Raw genomic sequence first — 16960 nt, 5'->3', positions numbered from 1 at the left:
TAAACGCTTATTTGCGGGGACGCGCGGTTTTCCGTCGCGGCTGTGACGTGGCTTGCAATCGCAGCGAGGCCATTGCAAGCCGATAAGGCGCGTTACAGGGTGTAGGCGATGCCCACCTGCACCGTACGCGGCGCGCCTGGGTAGGCGTAGATATTGCCGAACGCGCCCTCTTCGTACTCACGGTTGAACAGGTTCTTAACGTCCAGGTTCAGGCGCATTTTGTCGTTGACCTTGTAGTAGCCGAGCAGGTCGATGACGGTGTAGGCGCCCATGGAAAACGCGGTGTTGGCGGTCTGGCCGGCGCGTTCATCGACGTATTTGCCGCCGGCGCCGAGGCCCAGGCCCTTGAGTGCGCCGTCCTGGAATTCGTAGACGTTGAGCAGGCTGAAGCTGTTGCGCGGGATATTCAGCAAGCGCGTGCCACTGCGCAGGGAGTTGTCGCGGGTGACTTCGGCATCCACGTAGGCATAGCCGCCGATCACGCGCCATTCGGGGGTAATGTTGCCGGCAACGTTGAGGTCGAAACCGCGACTGCGGACCTGGCCGGCGGCGACGCTGAAGGTGGAATCCACCGGGTCGGTGGTCAGCACGTTCTTTTTGTCGATCTGGTAGATCGCCGCGTCGACGCTGAGTTGGCGGTCCAAGGCTTCCCACTTGATGCCCATTTCATAGGATTTGCCCTTCTCCGGCGCGAAACCTCCCCCTTCACGGCTGGCGCCAGTGTTGGGCTTGAACGAACGCGCAGCGTCGGCGTAGACGGCGACGGTGTCGGTCAGGTCGTAGATCACGCCCAGCCGTGGAGTCACGGCGTTGTCCGCGGCCTGCCAGGGTTTCACACCCGCCACATAACTTTCGTAGTCATGCTCGAACCGCTCGAAACGCGCACCGGCCAGGACTTTCAAGCGTTCGGTCAGCGCCACCTGGTCCTGCACGAAAGCCGCGTAGGTCTTGAGATTTTCTTTATCGTGGGTCGGCGTGCGTGTCAGCGGTGGACGCGCCTGGCCGTAGACCGGATTGAAGATATCGATGGGGTAGGTGCCGGCGGCGGCGCTGGAGCGCTGGATGATCGACTGATAGTCGTAGTCCTCGTACTCGACGCCGGTCAGCAAGGTGTGATCGAGGCCGCCGGTGGAGAAGTGCCCGGTCAGATTGAGTTGGTAGTCCTTGTCGGTCCATTCCAGCTTGCGGTAGTTGAAGTTGCGTTGCAGCGTGCGGCCGTCGGCCCCCAGGCTGCCTGGGCCGTTGGCCTCGATGCCATTCCCCTGCAACGTCCCATTCAGCCACTGGAACCCGCCGCCCAACGTCCAGCTGTCGTTGAGCATATGCTCGAAACGCAGCTGGGCCATGTTGTTATCGTTGTGCAGCTTGCCTACGTCCTTGTCGCCCCAGAAGGTATCGCGCGACGGCGTGCCGGCCTGGTTGGCGAAACGCGTCAGGCCACGGTCCAGCGGATGGTTATTGCGCATGAAATCGCCTTCGAAGATCACCTTGGTGTCATCGCTGGCCTGCCAGGTGATGACCGGCGTCACGCCGTAGCGCTCGGTCGACACATGGTCGCGGAAGGTGTCGCCGCCCTCACCCACGACGTTCAGGCGATAAGCCAGGCGCCCCGCGTCGTCCAGCGGGCCGGAGGCGTCAAGGGTGCCGCGCTGCATGCCCTGGTCGTTCAACTGGCTGCCGAGGGTCACCGTCGGTTCGGCCAGCGGCTGCTTGGACACCACATTGAAAGTGCCGCCCGGATCGCCACGACCGTAGAGCATGGTGGCCGGGCCGCGCAGCACTTCCAGACGTTCGATGGTGTTGGCGTCCGGCATGTTCGGGTAACCACGGTTGATCGGAAAGCCGTTGCGGTAGAACTCGCCGGTAGTAAAGCCGCGCACGGTAAACGTGGTGAGGCCCTGCCCGCCGAAGTTGTTGGCACGGCCTACGCCGCCAGCGTAGTCAAGGGCATCCTGCAGACGGGTCGCGCCGAGGTCTTCGACCACGTCCTTGGACACCACGCTGATGGATTGCGGGGTTTCGTGGATAGAGGTGTCGGTGCGCGTCGCACTCGCCGAACGCGTGGCATGGTAGCCCTTGACGGGACCTTGCGCCGTCTCGTAATCGCCATCGCCAGTGACAGTGGTCGCTTGCAATTCAAGGGTCGCGGGCGCTGTGGAAACCTCCTCTGCCCAGCCAAGAGGGGAAAACGCCTGAAGGACACACAGGGAAATCAGCGTACGACGCATGGTTGTTGACCTAGTGAATGAGCCAGATGAGACGGCAAACCTGCCAAGAATTCGCCGCGAATGGTATATCAAGTCATTCGTGTTTGATATCTGTTCTCATTCGTTATCTTTTATGTATCCCGTGTGTATCCACCTCAAGCGCCAGCCATAAAAAAGCCACTCGATTGAGTGGCTTTCGTTACCTCGGCATGGGCTCAGCGATAGCGCTCAAGCCAGTGCGCGTATGGGGCCGGCAAGGTCCAGGCGGACTTCTCCACACCCAGCTCCTTGGCGGCGAAATACGCCCAGTGCGGATCGGCCAGGTGCGCGCGCCCCACCGACACCAGGTCCAGCTGACCGGCCTGCAACGCGCCCTCAGCCAATTGCGGGGTGCCAAAGCCCCAGGCCGAGGTCACCGGAATACCGGCCTCACGGCGCACGCGTTCGGCAATCGGGCCCATAAAGGCCGGGCCCCACGGAATGTTAGTGTCAGGAATGGTGAAACCGACGCTGACGCTCAGCAAGTCCAGGCCGCCAGCTTTGAAGCGGCGCGCCAGTTCGATGGATTCGGTGAGCGTCTGTTCGTCACGGCCGTCGTACTCGATCACGCCGAAACGCGCGGTCAGCGGCAGGTTTTCCGGCCAGACCTCACGCACGGCGGCCAGGGTTTCCAAAAGGAAACGGCTGCGATTGTCGAAGCTGCCGCCGTAGGCATCGGTGCGCTGGTTGGAGTGTTCAGAGAAGAAACTCTGGCCCAGGTAGCCGTGGGCGAAGTGCAGTTCGATCCATTCGAAACCGGCGTCGCGGGCCCGGCGGGCGGCATCGACGAAATCCTGTTGTACGCGGGCGATGTCTTCCAGGGTCATGGCGCGCGGTACGTTGGGCAGGTTGGCACCGAACGCAATCGCAGACGGCGCGATGGTTTCCCAACTGCGGGCATCGGAGGCAGGGATATGGTCATCGCCTTCCCACGGGCGATTGGCGCTGGCCTTACGCCCGGCATGGGCGATCTGGATACCGGGCACCGAACCCGCCGCCTTGATAGCCTGCACCATCGGCACAAAAGCTTCGGCGTGGGCATCGCTCCAGATACCGGCGCAGCCTGGGGTGATACGGCCTTCCGGGGCAACGGCGGTGGCTTCCACCACCAGCAGACCGGCACCGCCACGCGCCATGCCGGCCAGGTGGACGTGGTGCCAATCGTTGACCACGCCGTCTTCGGCCATGTATTGGCACATCGGCGGGATGGCGATGCGATTGCGCAGGGTGACGTCTTTGAGGGTGAAGGGTTCGAACAAAGCGGACATCGTGAACTCCAGAAGCAGGTGACTGATTCGATAGTTCGATGGTAATCGAACAATAGTATTGAGCGATACCCCCCTGTTATCATTCATTTCATGCGAGCCTTCAAACACCCTACCCTGCAAGACCTCACACTCGAACGCGTGCTCTACGCCCTGAGTGATCCGGTGCGCCTGGAGATCGTCCGGTGCCTGGCCGCCGTGCCGGAAGCCACCTGCGGCGAATTGGATGGCGGACGGCCCAAGTCGAGCATGTCCCACCACTTCCGCGTACTGCGCGACGCCGGCCTGGTGCACAGCCGCAGCGTAGGCACCACCCACATGAATTCGTTGCGCAGCGATGAACTTGAAAGCCGCTTTCCGGGATTACTCGCGTCCATCCTTGCCCAGCAATAAGTCTATTCACTCCAGCAGTGACACCAAGCGAGCGTCGATAGTGCCCTCGCCCATCTCCAGCAGCGCCAGCGTCACCGGCAACTTGAAACGTCGGCGCCCCGCGCTGCCGGGGTTTACATACAGAATGTCACCGCGCCACTCGATCAACGGCTTATGCGAATGCCCGGTAATTACCAGGCGCGTGTGAGGAGTGAGCAACGCCGGGACATCGGCGATGTCATGCACCAGCAACGCCCGGCAGCCGTTGAGCGTAACGTGCAGATGGTCCGGCACCTGGCGTGCCCATGTCGCATCCTGATCATTGTTGCCGCGCACCACGTGCAGCGGCGCGATGCCGGTCAGTTGCTCGATAATGTCGGCACTGCCAATGTCGCCCGCATGGACGATCTGCTCGCAACCTTGCAGGGCCGCCACGGCTTCGGGCCGAAGAAGGCCGTGGGTATCGGAAATCACGCCGATCTTCATAGGGTTCACTCTCTAGGGTTTGATTCTGGATGCATAGGTATCTGCACAAGTCTTAAAGGCTGACACATAACTCTGAGGCCGCCACACATTCAGCCAGGCCACGATTCTCAAACCTGCTGCCATCGCTGCCAAAATTGTTCCGCCCGACGGCTTAAACGTTTCAGGCTGCGGCGAACCTAACGGGTTCGTCGGCGTCCGAGCTAAGGCACTGTCGCTTAACGTTCGTCGCGAGGTTGTCATTTGAAAGCCGCCATCATCAAAAAGTATCGCCTGGTCATCAAGACCATGGGCTACGTCGGCTGGTCGTTGTTCTGGCTGTTGCTGTGGGACGTGGCCGTCACGGTGGACTTCATGCTGTTTCTCACCACCAAGATCAACCTGCCGCTGATGCCCCTGACCCTGCTCGGCTCGGCCCTGGTGGTGCTGATCAGTTTCCGCAACAGCAGCGCGTACAACCGCTGGTGGGAGGCCCGTACGCTGTGGGGAGCGATGGTCAACAATTCGCGCAGTTTTGCGCGCCAGGTGCTGACCCTGCTGGACGACCCTGGCAGTGAGGTCAACCCGGTCAAATCCACGCTGTTGCGCCGGCATGTGGCGTATGTGAACTGCCTGGCCGCCCACCTCAGGGGCCAACCATGCCCTGACGAAGTGCGCGCGTTCATCCCCGCCGAGGAGTTTGCGCGCAATGGCGCAACCAATAATTTCGCCAACGACCTCCTCACCGGCTCGGCGGCGTTGCTGGCGCGCGAATACAAGGCCGGCCACCTGGACAGCATTCGCCTGGCACGGCTGGAGTCGACCCTGGTAGACCTGTCCAACGCCCAGGGCGGCATGGAGCGCATCGCCAACACGCCGCTGCCCTACCCGTACGTGTATTTCCCGCGCCTGTTTATCACGCTGTTCTGCCTGATCGTACCGGTGGGCCTGGTGGAATCCCTGGGCTGGTTCACCCCGCTGGCCTCCACGGTGGTGGGCTTTATGCTGCTGGCCATCGAACGCATCGGCACCGACCTGCAAAGCCCGTTCCGCTCCAGCGAACATCAGATCCAGATGGAAGCCATCTGCGAAACCATCGAGAAAAACCTGCAATCGATGCGCCGCGACACCCTGGCCGAGACCGTGATCGGCTGAAACCGCCCCCACGTCCTAAAGTGCGTGCCCTCTCGGTCGATAACGAGGGTACGTACGCAAGGACCCTACCCTTCATAACAACCCCTGCGACGCTCAGCACTACCGTTTGCCTTGCCAAAACTATAAATACCCGCGGGTGAAAGTCATGAATATCAAGCAGAAGCTGACCTGGGCGTTCGCGGCTATCGCGTGCGTGCCGGTCATCCTGGTAGCGGTACTGGTAGTGTTGAACCTGCGCGAGGGGGCCCAGGCTAATTTCCTCGACAGCAGCGGGCGTGAAATCCGCCAGATCGACAACGGCATGAAGCAGTTCTTCGACGGCATCAGCCAGAACGTCGAGTACGTGGCCAAGGACCCGCGCGTGGTCGCGGCCAAGGAGCTCAAGAGCTACGCCAGCGCCGACGCCGCGCAGATCCCGCTCACGCCGACCAATAAAGAGCTGCTGGCGATTTTCGATCAGTTCGCCAAAAGCCACCCCACCACCGCCTACCTGTCTCTCGGCCTGGCCGACGGCGGCTACGCCAGCTGGCCCGACGACGCCAAGCTGACCAACTACGACCCGCGCGTGCGCCCTTGGTACAAAGCGGCGATTGCCGCGCCCGGTACCACCGTGCGCACCGGTGCTTATTACTGGGCACCGGACGACGTGGTGCTGATCGGCACCGTGCACACCGTGGCCGACGCCAGCGGCAATGTGCTGGGCGTGATCGGCCTGGATGTGTCGCTCAAGCAACTGACCGAACTGGTCAAGAACATTAAGCTCGGTGACAGCGGTTACCTGATGCTGGTGGAAGGCAACGGCAACGTGTTGGTCGACCCCAGCGATGCCAAGCACAATTTCAAACCCCTCGCCGACCTGGGCCCCAACTACGCCGAACTGGCCAAGCGCGGCGACGGCGTGACCCAGATCGACATCGACGGCGTGGCCTACATGGCCAACGTGGTCAGCTCCAAAGACCTGGGCTGGCGCTTTATCGGCCTGATCAAGCGCGACGAAGTGATGGCCGGCGCCACCCGCCTGACCTGGTTGATCGCCGCCATCGCCGCGGCGCTGGCCGTGGTGTTCGCGATTGTCGGTGCCAGCTTTGCCAGCGTTATCGTGCGGCCGATTCGCGGCGTGGCCGATGGCCTGCAGGAAATCGCCGAGGGCGAAGGCGACCTCACTCGGCAACTCAAGGTCCAGGGCAAAGACGAAACCGCCACCCTGGCCGGCTGGTTCAACCAGTTCCTGGGCATGATCGCGCAACTGGTGCAGCGCATCGGCAGCGCATCCTCCGACCTGCAGAGCGCCGCCGCCGACACCAGCGAAGTGGCCAACAACATGAACCAGGCCGCCGGACGCCAGCGTGAAGCGGTGGAACTGGTGAGCACCGCCTTCAACGAAATGGTGGCCACCGCCAACGAAGTCGCGCGCTCCTGCAGCGCCGCCGCTTCTAGCGCCGACGAAGGCTACCGTGACGTGCACGACGGCCAGCAACATATCGGCGAAGCCACCGGCAGCGTACTGCGGCTCAGCGAAGACTTGCAGAAGTCGACCCAAACCATGCAGCAGTTGGAGCAGGACAGTAAAAACATCAACACCATCCTGGATACCATCCGCTCGATTGCCGAACAGACCAACCTGCTGGCGCTCAACGCCGCCATCGAAGCCGCGCGGGCCGGTGACCAGGGCCGTGGGTTTGCGGTGGTTGCCGATGAAGTGCGCGCCCTCGCCCGCCGCACCGCCGACTCCACCGGCGAGATCGACAGCCTGCTGGGCAACCTCGCCCGCCGCACCCAGGAAGTCACGCAGCAGATGCAGGGCAGCCTGCTGGTGTCCCACACCAGCGTGGAACGCATCCAGCAGGCCCGTGACAGCTTCGACAAGATCCGCGGCTCGGTAGACTCGATCCGCGACCAGAACACCCAGATCGCCACCGCCGCCGAAGAGCAGCATCAGGTCGCCGAGGAGATCAACCGGCACATCGCGCAGATCCATGCCGATGCGCAACTGGTCGAAGGCTTTGCCCACTCGGCGCAGACCGGCTCGGGTCGTCTGACTGATATTTCCGCTCAGCTCAAGGGGTTGGTGGGGCGCTTCAAGTTCTAGCCAAACAACCGAAGGCGATCAATAAAGCCGCTTGTTTCTGACGGAACAAGCGGCTTTTTCATGCGCCCGCACTCACCACGGCCGTTGAAGTCGGCCGACCAGCAAAAATGTACTAACTAGTTACTTGTCTTGCTAACATTGCGCCTTTGCCCTCTCTCACTCGAGTCCTTTCGATATGAAACGAGCATCGCGCGCCACTGGCGTCTCTAGATTTATCCTGCTGGGCCTGGGTGTGATCATCGCCCTGCTCGGCCTCGCGCTGGCCGTCGGCGGCGCCAAACTGGTCAGTCTCGGCGGTTCCTGGTACTTCCTGGTGGGCGGTGTGGCCATGGCGGTTGCCGGGCTGTTGATTGCCCGTCGAAAACCGGCCGGCGCGTGGCTGTTCGCGGGTTTTCTGCTGGGCACGGCGGTGTGGGCCGTGGCGGACGTTGGCCTGGTGTTCTGGCCGCTGTTCTCGCGGCTGTTCATGTTCGCGGTGATCGGCCTGGTGGTGGCGCTGGTGTACCCGCTGCTGGCGGGCAAGCCCGCCCGCGGCGCGTATGGCGTGGCCGCCGTGCTGGCTGCGGGCGTGGCGATTGCCGCAGGCAACATGTTTGTCGCGCATCCGAGCGTGGCGCCTACCGGTGCAGGCCCGGGCGTTACGCCGGTGGTGGCGGCCGAGGCGCAGAAAGACTGGGCGCACTACGGCAACACCGAAGGCGGCAGCCGCTTTGCCGCCCTGGATCAGATAAACCGCGACAACATCGGCAAGCTCAAAGTGGCCTGGACCTATCGCACCGGTGACGTGGCCATCAGCGACGGCAACGGTGCCGAAGACCAACTCACACCCCTGCAGATCGGCAACAAAGTGTTTATCTGCACGCCGCACAACAACCTGATCGCCCTGGACGCCGACACCGGCAAAGAGCTGTGGAAGAACCAAGTCAACGCCCAGTCGGCGGTATGGCAACGTTGCCGGGGCCTGGCGTATTTCGACGCCGGCGCGCCGATCGTCCAGCCGACCCAACCCGGCAGCTCGCCGATCATCGCCGCCAGCGTTGCCCCCGGCGCACAGTGTCAGCGTCGGTTGCTGACCAACACCATCGATGCGCGCCTGATTGCGGTGGACGCCGACAGCGGCCAATTCTGCGAAGACTTCGGCACCCATGGCCAGGTGGATCTCAAAGCTGGCCTGGGCAATGTGCCGGACAGTTACTACCAACTGTCCTCCGCCCCGCTGATCGCCGGGACTACCGTGGTGGTCGGCGGCCGCGTCGCCGATAACGTGCAGGCCGATATGCCCGGCGGCGTCATCCGTGGCTTCGATGTGATCAGTGGGCAAATGCGCTGGGCCTTCGACCCGGGCAACCCTAAGGACAAACACGCGCCGGCAGACGGCAGCACCTATGTGCGCAGCACGCCCAACAGCTGGGCGCCGATGTCCTACGACCCGCAGATGAACACGGTCTTCCTGCCGATGGGCAGCTCGTCCACCGACATCTACGGGGTGGAGCGCACCCAGCTCGATCACACCTATGGCGCGTCCGTATTGGCGCTGGACGCCTCAACCGGTGCCGAGAAGTGGGTGTACCAGACCGTTCACAATGACCTGTGGGACTTCGACCTGCCGATGCAACCGAGCCTGATCGACTTCACCCCACCGGGCAGCGACACCGCTGTACCGGCAGTGGTGATCGGCACCAAGGCCGGGCAGATCTATGTGCTTGATCGCGCGACCGGCCGGCCGCTGACCGAGGTCAAGGAAGTACCGGTCAAGGCCGCGAATATCCCCAACGAACCCTACTCGCCGACCCAGCCTGAATCGGTGGGCATGCCGCAGATTGGCGCGCAAACCCTGAGCGAGTCGGACATGTGGGGCACCACCCCGTACGACCAATTGCTGTGCCGCATCGACTTCAAGGGCATGCGCTACGACGGCCTGTACACCGCGCCGGGCACGGACAAATCCTTGAGCTTCCCAGGCTCTCTGGGCGGCATGAACTGGGGCAGCATCTCCACTGACCCGGTGCACGGGTTTATCTTCGTCAACGACATGCGCCTGGGCCTGTGGATCCAGATGATCCCGTCGCAGAACAAGGCGCTGGCCGCGTCCGGTGGCGAGGCGTTGAACACCGGCATGGGCGCGGTCCCGCTCAAGGGCACGCCGTATGCGGTGAACAAAAACCGCTTCCTGTCGGTGGCCGGCATCCCATGCCAGGCGCCGCCGTTCGGCACCCTCACCGCCATCGACATGAAGACCCGGAAAGTCGCATGGCAAGTGCCGGTCGGCACCGTCGAGGACACCGGGCCGTTGGGTATTCGCATGCACCTGCCGATCAAGATCGGCCTGCCGACCCTTGGCGGAACGCTATCGACCCAGGGCGGCCTGATCTTTATCGCCGGCACCCAGGACTTCTACCTGCGCGCCTTCAACAGCGGCAACGGTGACGAAATCTGGAAGGCGCGCCTGCCCGTCGGCAGCCAGGGCGGCCCGATGACCTACGTGTCGCCCAAAACCGGCAAGCAATACATCGTGATCACTGCCGGCGGTGCACGCCAGTCCACCGACCGGGGCGACTATGTAATCGCCTACGCCTTGCCGTAACCCCAGCGTGCGCTCCGGCACTGCTTGAACATGTGGGAGGGAACAAGCCCCTCCCACACAGCAGCGCATGTAAGGCCCTAATCAGGCACGGGCAACGCCCACTCCTCGCCTTGCTGGTACTCACGCGGCGTGCAGCCGAATTCACGGCGAAACACGGTGTGCAGGTACTGCGCCGACTTGAAGCCGCACTGTGTCGCCACGTCGGCAATCGGCCGTTCGTGGTTTGCCAGGCCCTTGGCGGCGGCGGCGAGTTTAAAGCGCAGGATCTCGTCATGCACGCTGCAACCACGCACCTTGCGAAAGTGTGACTCCAGGGATGAACGCGACACGCCGACATAGGCCGCCACCTGCGCGGTCTTGATGCCCTGGCAGGCGTACTGGCGGATAAACAGCAGCGCCTGCATCACGTACGGGTTGCCCAAGGGCTGATGCAGGCTGGAGGCCTGCACGTTGATCGCCTCCGGGGGCACCAGGATCTGCGTGCCACTGGCGGGTTTGCCGTGCAGCATCTGGTGCAACAGCGCGGCGGCGGTGCGACCCATGGTTTCGGTGCCCTGGATCACGGAACTGAGCGGCACCCGCGTGAGGGTGCGGGTCAGCGGGTCGTTGTCGATGCCGATCAGCGCCACTTGCTCCGGCACCGCGATACCGGCGGTGAGGCAGGCTTGCAGCAATTGCCGGGCGCGGGCGTCGGTGACGGCGATGATGCCGATGGGCTTGGGCAGGCTGTGCAGCCAGGCGATCTGCTGCTCCACCGCGCTGTCCCACAATGGCGCGCTGGTGCCCAGGCCGCGATACACCTCCACGTGCAGACCATCGCGCTGCATCAGGCGGCGAAAGGCTTTTTCGCGCTCCTGGGCCCAGCGGTTGGCCTGGGCCTCGGGCAGGCTGAAACAGGCAAACCGGGTCAGCCCGGCCTCGATCAGGTGCTCGTAAGCCAGCTTCATCAACCCATGGTTGTCGGTGGCCACGTAGGGAATGCCCTTGGGATAGGCGCGTGCATCCTCATAAGAACCGCCCACCGCCACCACCGGCACCTTGCTGTGGGCCAACGCTTCGCCGATCAGCGGGTCATCGAAGTCGGCGATGATGCCGTCGCCCTGCCAACGCTCGATGCCTTTGAGCCGACACAGAAAGTCCTCCTCCAGGAACAAGTCCCAGGACGCACGGGTGCTGCTCAGGTAATTGCCGATGCCGGCGATGATGCCACGGTCGTAGATTTTGCTGCCGTTGAACAGCAAGGCGATGCGGTGCACGGGCGGTAGGGTTTTCATTGTTGTTGTCCTGGGGCCAGTCGGCACAGAGTAGCCCTCACCACTCAAAATCGCACCCTGCCTTGGTGATTTTCATAATCGGCGGGCGCGGTGCCGTTGCTAGTATCCAGACACCGCCAAGAACAATAAGGAAAACGCCATGACGTACTTCCCCGGTGTCGAGAAGGTTCGCTTCGAAGGCCCCGACAGCGATGCTCCCCTCGCCTTTCGCCATTACGACGCCAACAAGCTGATCCTCGGCAAACCGATGCGCGAGCACCTGCGCATGGCCGCGTGTTATTGGCACACCTTCGTGTGGCCGGGCGCCGATATGTTCGGGATGGGCACCTTCAAGCGCCCTTGGCAGCGCAGCGGTGAGCCGATGGATGTGGCCATCGGCAAGGCCGAGGCGGCCTTTGAGTTTTTCTCCAAGCTGGGCATCGACTATTACAGTTTTCACGATACCGATGTGGCGCCCGAAGGCAGTTCGCTCAAGGAGTACCGCAACCACTTTGCGCAGATGGTCGACCACCTGGAGCGCCATCAGGAACAGACCGGCATCAAGCTGTTGTGGGGCACCGCCAATTGCTTCAGCAACCCGCGCTTTGCGGCCGGCGCCGCCACCAACCCGGACCCGGAGGTATTTGCCTACGCCGCGGCCCAGGTGTTCAGCGCGATGAACGCTACGCTGCGGCTCAAAGGCGCCAACTATGTGCTGTGGGGCGGTCGCGAAGGGTATGAAACCCTGCTCAACACCGACCTCAAGCGCGAGCGCGAACAGCTCGGGCGCTTTATGCGCATGGTGGTGGAGCACAAGCACAAGATCGGCTTCAAGGGCGACCTGCTGATCGAACCCAAGCCCCAGGAACCGACCAAGCACCAGTACGATTACGACAGCGCCACGGTGTTCGGCTTCCTGCACGAATATGGTTTGGAACATGAGATCAAGGTCAACATCGAAGCCAACCACGCGACCCTGGCCGGGCATAGCTTTCACCACGAAATCGCCACCGCCGTGTCCCTCGGCATCTTCGGCAGTATCGACGCCAACCGCGGCGACCCGCAGAACGGCTGGGACACCGACCAATTCCCCAACAGCGTCGAGGAAATGACCCTGGCCACCTATGAAATCCTCAAGGCTGGCGGCTTCAAGAATGGCGGCTATAACTTTGACTCCAAGGTGCGCCGCCAAAGCCTCGACGAAATCGACCTGTTTCACGGCCACGTCGGCGCCATGGACGTGCTCGCCCTGGCGCTGGAACGCGCGGCGGCCATGGTGCAGAACGACCGGTTGCAACAGTTCAAGGACCAACGCTACGCCGGTTGGCAGCAACCCTTGGGCCAGTCGGTACTGAGCGGCGAGTTCAGCCTGGAATCCCTGGCCGAACATGCGTTTGCCCATGAACTGAACCCGCAGGCCGTGAGCGGTCGGCAGGAGATGCTGGAGGGGGTGGTCAACCGGTTTATTTATCGGTGACATTTGCACGACAAATCCCTGCACGGAGCGTCGAAGGACGCTCTACAGTTTTACCCGCATCACGCTGTGTCTTTCCAACAACAATAAAAGGACGCACCACCATGAAATCATTCAAACGCACCCTGCTCGCCACCGCCCTGGCCCTGTTCGCCCTGCCGGTCATGGCCGATTCCGCCCATCCGAAAATCGGTTTTTCCATCGACGACCTGCGCCTGGAGCGCTGGTCCCGCGACCGCGATTACTTCGTGGCGGCGGCGGAAAAACTCGATGCCAAGGTTTTTGTGCAATCGGCCGATGCCAACGAGCAGAAGCAGATTTCCCAGATCGAAAACCTGATCTCGCGCGGCGTCGATGTGATTGTGATCGTGCCGTTCAACGCCACGGTGCTGACCAACGCGGTCGCCGAAGCGAAGAAGGCCGGAATCAAGGTGGTGTCCTATGACCGCCTGATTCTCAATGCCGACATCGATGCCTACATCTCCTTCGATAACGAAAAAGTCGGCGAGATGCAGGCCAGCGGCGTGCTGCAGGCGGCGCCCAAGGGCAATTATTTTCTGCTCGGCGGCGCGCCTACCGATAACAACGCCAAGGTGCTGCGCGAAGGCCAGATGAAGGTGCTGCAACCGGCCATCGACAAGGGCGATATCAAGGTGGTCGGCCAGCAGTGGGTCAAGGAATGGAACCCTACCGAAGCCCTGAGCATCGTCGAAAACGCCCTGACCCGGAACAACAACAAAATCGATGCCATCGTCGCCTCCAACGACGCCACCGCCGGCGGTGCGATCCAGGCCCTGGCCGCGCAGAAGCTGGCGGGCAAGGTGCCGATCTCCGGCCAGGACGCCGACCTCGCCGCCGTCAAGCGCGTGATCGACGGCACCCAGACCATGACCGTGTACAAGCCGCTCAAGCTGATCGCCACCGAAGCCGCCAAACTTTCGGTGCAACTGGCGCGTAACGAGAAACCCACCTACAGCTCGCAGTACGACAATGGCAGCAAGCAGGTCGACACCATCCTGCTCACCCCGACGCCATTGACCAAGGCCAATATCGACCTGTTGGAAAAGGACGGTTTCTACACCAAAGAGCAGATCGGCGGGCAATGACCGTCATGGCTGCCGACTACCTGCTGCAAATGAACGGCATCGTCAAAACCTTTGGCGGTGTCCACGCGCTGAACGGCATCGACATCACGGTGCGGCCGGGGGAATGCGTCGGCCTGTGCGGCGAGAACGGTGCCGGTAAATCCACCTTGATGAAGGTGCTGTCGGCGGTCTATCCCCACGGCACCTGGGAGGGAGAAATCCTCTGGGACGGGCAGCCGCTCAGGGCGCAGTCCATCAGCGAAACCGAGGCCGCCGGCATCGTGATCATCCACCAGGAGCTGACCCTGGTGCCTGACCTCTCGGTGGCCGAGAACATTTTTATGGGCCACGAACTGACCCTGCCCGGCGGCCGCATGAACTACCCGGCGATGCTGCACCGCGCCGAAGCGCTGATGCGTGAACTCAAGGTGCCGGACATCAACGTGGCGCTGCCGGTGTCGCAGTACGGTGGCGGCTACCAGCAACTGGTGGAAATCGCCAAGGCCCTGAATAAAAAAGCGCGCCTGCTGATTCTCGACGAGCCCTCCTCGGCCCTGACCCGCTCGGAAATCGAGGTGCTGCTGAACATCATCCGCGACCTCAAGGCCAAAGGCGTGGCCTGCGTGTACATCTCCCACAAGCTCGATGAAGTGGCGGCGGTGTGCGATACCATCACGGTGATTCGCGATGGCAAGCACATCGCGACCACGGCCATGGCCGATATGGACATCCCGCGCATCATCACCCAAATGGTCGGTCGCGAGATGAGCAACCTCTACCCCACCGAGCCCCATGACATCGGCGAGGTGATGTTCGAAGCGCGCCATGTCACCTGTTACGACGTGGACAACCCCAAGCGCAAACGCGTCGACGATATTTCCTTTGCGCTCAAGCGCGGCGAAATCCTCGGCATCGCCGGGCTGGTGGGCGCCGGGCGCACCGAACTGGTGTCGGCCCTGTTCGGCGCCTACCCCGGCCGCTGCAGCGCCGAGGTGTGGCTGGACGGTGAGGTGATCGATACGCGCACGCCGCTCAAGTCGATCCGCGCCGGACTGTGCATGGTGCCCGAGGACCGCAAGCGTCAAGGCATCATCCCGGATCTTGGCGTGGGCCAGAACATCACCCTGGCGGTACTCGACACCTATGCGCACCTGACCCGCATCGACGCCGAAGCCGAACTGGGCAGCATCGACCGGCAGATCACGCGCATGCACCTCAAGACCGCCAGCCCGTTCTTGCCGATCACCAGCCTGTCCGGCGGCAATCAGCAAAAAGCCGTGCTGGCGAAAATGCTGATGGCCAAGCCCAAAGTGCTGATCCTCGACGAGCCCACGCGCGGGGTGGACGTGGGGGCCAAGTATGAAATCTACAAGCTGATGGGCGCCCTGGCCGCCGAAGGCGTGGCAATCATCATGGTCTCCTCGGAACTGGCCGAAGTGCTGGGGGTGTCCGACCGCGTGCTGGTGATCGGCGACGGCCAGTTGCGCGGCGACTTCGTCAACGAGGGGCTCACCCAGGAACAGGTACTCGCCGCCGCGCTCAGCCAAAACAATAATAATCGGAAGACCGCGTAGATGAATCAGGTCAAACAGCTGTTTACCCGCTACAAAATGCTCGCTCTGGTGATTGCCGTGGCGGTGATCTGGCTGTTCTTCAGCTGGCAGACCGAGGGCGGTTTCCTCACCCCGCGCAACTTGTCCAACCTGCTGCGGCAGATGTCCATCACCGGCATCCTGGCCTGCGGCATGGTGCTGGTGATCATCAGCGGCGAAATCGACTTGTCGGTGGGCTCATTGCTGGGGTTGCTGGGAGGGCTGGCGGCGATCCTGGACGTGGTCTACCACATTCCGCTGCTGGCTAATTTGAGCCTGGTGGCGCTGTGCGGCCTGATGATCGGCCTGGCCAACGGTTACATGACGGCGTACCTGCGCATCCCGTCGTTCATTGTCGGCTTGGGCGGCATGCTGGCGTTTCGCGGGGTTCTGCTGGGGATCACCGGCGGCACCACCATCGCGCCAGTGTCGCCATCGCTGGTGTACGTGGGCCAGGGGTATCTGCCGCATTCGGTGGGGATTGGGCTTGGGCTTTTGCTGTTTGCCCTCACACTGTTCTTGACCTGGAAACAACGACGCAACCGCGCGCTGCACGGGCTGGCCGCGCACTCATTGATGCGCGACGTGCTGCGCGTGGTGGTGATCGGCGCAGTGCTGGCCGGTTTCGTCAGCACCCTCAACAGCTACGACGGCATCCCCGTGCCGGTGTTGCTGTTACTGGCGCTGCTCGGCGTATTCAGCTATGTCACCAGCCAGACCGTATTCGGCCGCCGCGTGTATGCGGTGGGCAGCAACATGGAAGCCACGCGGCTGTCGGGCATCAACGTGCAGGCGGTCAAACTGTGGATCTTCGGCATCATGGGCGTCATGTGCGCCCTCGCCGGCCTGGTCAACACCGCACGTTTGGCGGCGGGTTCACCGTCGGCGGGCAATATGGGCGAACTGGACGCCATCGCCGCCTGCTTTATCGGCGGCACATCGATGCGCGGCGGCTCCGGCACGGTGTATGGCGCATTGCTGGGGGCGCTGGTGATCACCAGCCTGGATAACGGCATGTCGATGCTGGACGTGGACAGTTACTGGCAGATGATTGTGAAGGGCAGCATATTGGTGTTGGCGGTTTGGGTGGATGTGAGTACGCGGGCGGGTCGGCGCTGAACCCGTTCTCACCGGCCCCACATTGACCGCATTCCATTGGAGGCTTGGTGGCGTTTGGTCATGGTTTGTAAAGGGCCAGCAAGCCACATCCCTTTTAATTGCAGGACGTTTCCTAGACAATCCTCGCCGCCTTGTGCCTGTTGGAATCGATGGCTAGTCTGCGGTCCGTCACTGCTCATCAGTGATCGGGTTTAGTCGCCCGGATTCAGAACAGGCGCATGTTTCCCATGAAGCTTTATGGTGGCTGTGCGCAGGGCGCCTTCG

General features: G+C 62.5%; 12 protein-coding genes and 1 pseudogene. 9 read left to right on the top strand and 4 right to left on the bottom strand.

Going from position 1 to position 16960, the window contains the following annotated elements; genetic code table 11:
- Positions 1–92 precede the first annotated feature (92 nt).
- Both QRN10_RS19635 and QRN10_RS19630 read right to left on the bottom strand, forming a co-directional pair.
- Positions 93–2228: a TonB-dependent siderophore receptor gene (locus QRN10_RS19635; RefSeq protein WP_285428945.1), complete on the bottom strand. Its 2136-nt coding sequence runs from the start codon at positions 2226–2228 to the stop codon at positions 93–95.
- Between the two features lie 194 nt (positions 2229–2422).
- Positions 2423–3514 (bottom strand): NADH:flavin oxidoreductase/NADH oxidase, encoded by a 1092-nt coding sequence (locus QRN10_RS19630; protein ID WP_181080818.1) that lies wholly within the window; start codon positions 3512–3514, stop codon positions 2423–2425.
- A 90-nt stretch (positions 3515–3604) separates the two neighbouring features.
- On the opposite strand from QRN10_RS19630, the gene QRN10_RS19625 reads away from it, so the two are divergent.
- Positions 3605–3904, top strand: a complete 300-nt coding sequence (locus QRN10_RS19625; protein WP_181080816.1) for an ArsR/SmtB family transcription factor — start codon at positions 3605–3607, stop codon at positions 3902–3904.
- Positions 3905–3910: 6 nt separating this feature from the next.
- Here QRN10_RS19625 and QRN10_RS19620 read toward each other — a convergent pair whose 3' ends face one another.
- A complete protein-coding gene (locus QRN10_RS19620) occupies positions 3911–4369 on the bottom strand; it encodes a metallophosphoesterase family protein (protein WP_285428944.1) in 459 nt (152 codons plus the stop codon).
- A gap of 240 nt (positions 4370–4609) precedes the next feature.
- On the opposite strand from QRN10_RS19620, the gene QRN10_RS19615 reads away from it, so the two are divergent.
- The 4 genes and pseudogenes from QRN10_RS19615 (at position 4610) to QRN10_RS19605 (ending at position 10173) form a co-directional block, all read left to right on the top strand.
- The gene (locus QRN10_RS19615; protein WP_181080813.1) at positions 4610–5500 is read left to right on the top strand and encodes a bestrophin family protein; all 891 of its coding nucleotides are present in this window, start codon (positions 4610–4612) and stop codon (positions 5498–5500) included.
- A 145-nt stretch (positions 5501–5645) separates the two neighbouring features.
- A pseudogene (locus QRN10_RS25375) lies at positions 5646–6728 on the top strand (HAMP domain-containing protein); the annotation flags it as partial.
- A gap of 6 nt (positions 6729–6734) precedes the next feature.
- Complete coding sequence (locus QRN10_RS25370) at positions 6735–7589, top strand: methyl-accepting chemotaxis protein (RefSeq protein ID WP_375139345.1); 855 nt, start codon at positions 6735–6737, stop codon at positions 7587–7589.
- A gap of 175 nt (positions 7590–7764) precedes the next feature.
- On the top strand, positions 7765–10173 hold the full coding sequence (locus QRN10_RS19605; RefSeq protein ID WP_285428943.1) for a glucose/quinate/shikimate family membrane-bound PQQ-dependent dehydrogenase: 2409 nt from the start codon (positions 7765–7767) through the stop codon (positions 10171–10173).
- 77 nt (positions 10174–10250) lie between these two features.
- On the opposite strand, the gene QRN10_RS19600 is transcribed toward QRN10_RS19605, so the two are convergent.
- Entirely contained in the window at positions 10251–11447 is a 1197-nt protein-coding gene (locus QRN10_RS19600; RefSeq protein ID WP_181080810.1) for a XylR family transcriptional regulator, read from the bottom strand.
- 139 nt (positions 11448–11586) lie between these two features.
- On the opposite strand from QRN10_RS19600, the gene xylA reads away from it, so the two are divergent.
- The 4 genes from xylA to QRN10_RS19580 all read left to right on the top strand — a co-directional run bounded on the left by xylA (position 11587) and on the right by QRN10_RS19580 (position 16696).
- Positions 11587–12903 carry a xylose isomerase gene (xylA, locus tag QRN10_RS19595; protein ID WP_181080809.1) on the top strand — a complete coding sequence of 439 codons (1317 nt, stop codon included), beginning with the start codon at positions 11587–11589 and terminating at the stop codon, positions 12901–12903.
- A 101-nt stretch (positions 12904–13004) separates the two neighbouring features.
- Positions 13005–14006, top strand: a complete 1002-nt coding sequence (gene xylF, locus QRN10_RS19590; RefSeq protein ID WP_181080808.1) for a D-xylose ABC transporter substrate-binding protein — start codon at positions 13005–13007, stop codon at positions 14004–14006.
- The gene (gene xylG / locus QRN10_RS19585; RefSeq protein WP_181080806.1) at positions 14003–15559 is read left to right on the top strand and encodes a D-xylose ABC transporter ATP-binding protein; all 1557 of its coding nucleotides are present in this window, start codon (positions 14003–14005) and stop codon (positions 15557–15559) included. The genes xylF and xylG overlap by 4 nt, the downstream gene beginning before the upstream one ends.
- Positions 15560–16696: a sugar ABC transporter permease gene (locus QRN10_RS19580; protein WP_253506634.1), complete on the top strand. Its 1137-nt coding sequence runs from the start codon at positions 15560–15562 to the stop codon at positions 16694–16696. It begins immediately after the preceding gene.
- The last annotated feature ends 264 nt before the right edge of the window (positions 16697–16960 follow it).

The organism is Pseudomonas sp. lyk4-R2A-8 (assembly GCF_030209095.1).
GTDB classification, from domain to species: domain Bacteria; phylum Pseudomonadota; class Gammaproteobacteria; order Pseudomonadales; family Pseudomonadaceae; genus Aquipseudomonas; species Aquipseudomonas quebecensis.
Note: the sequence above shows the minus strand (reverse complement) of the source record. Positions and strands in the feature narration are given on the sequence as shown.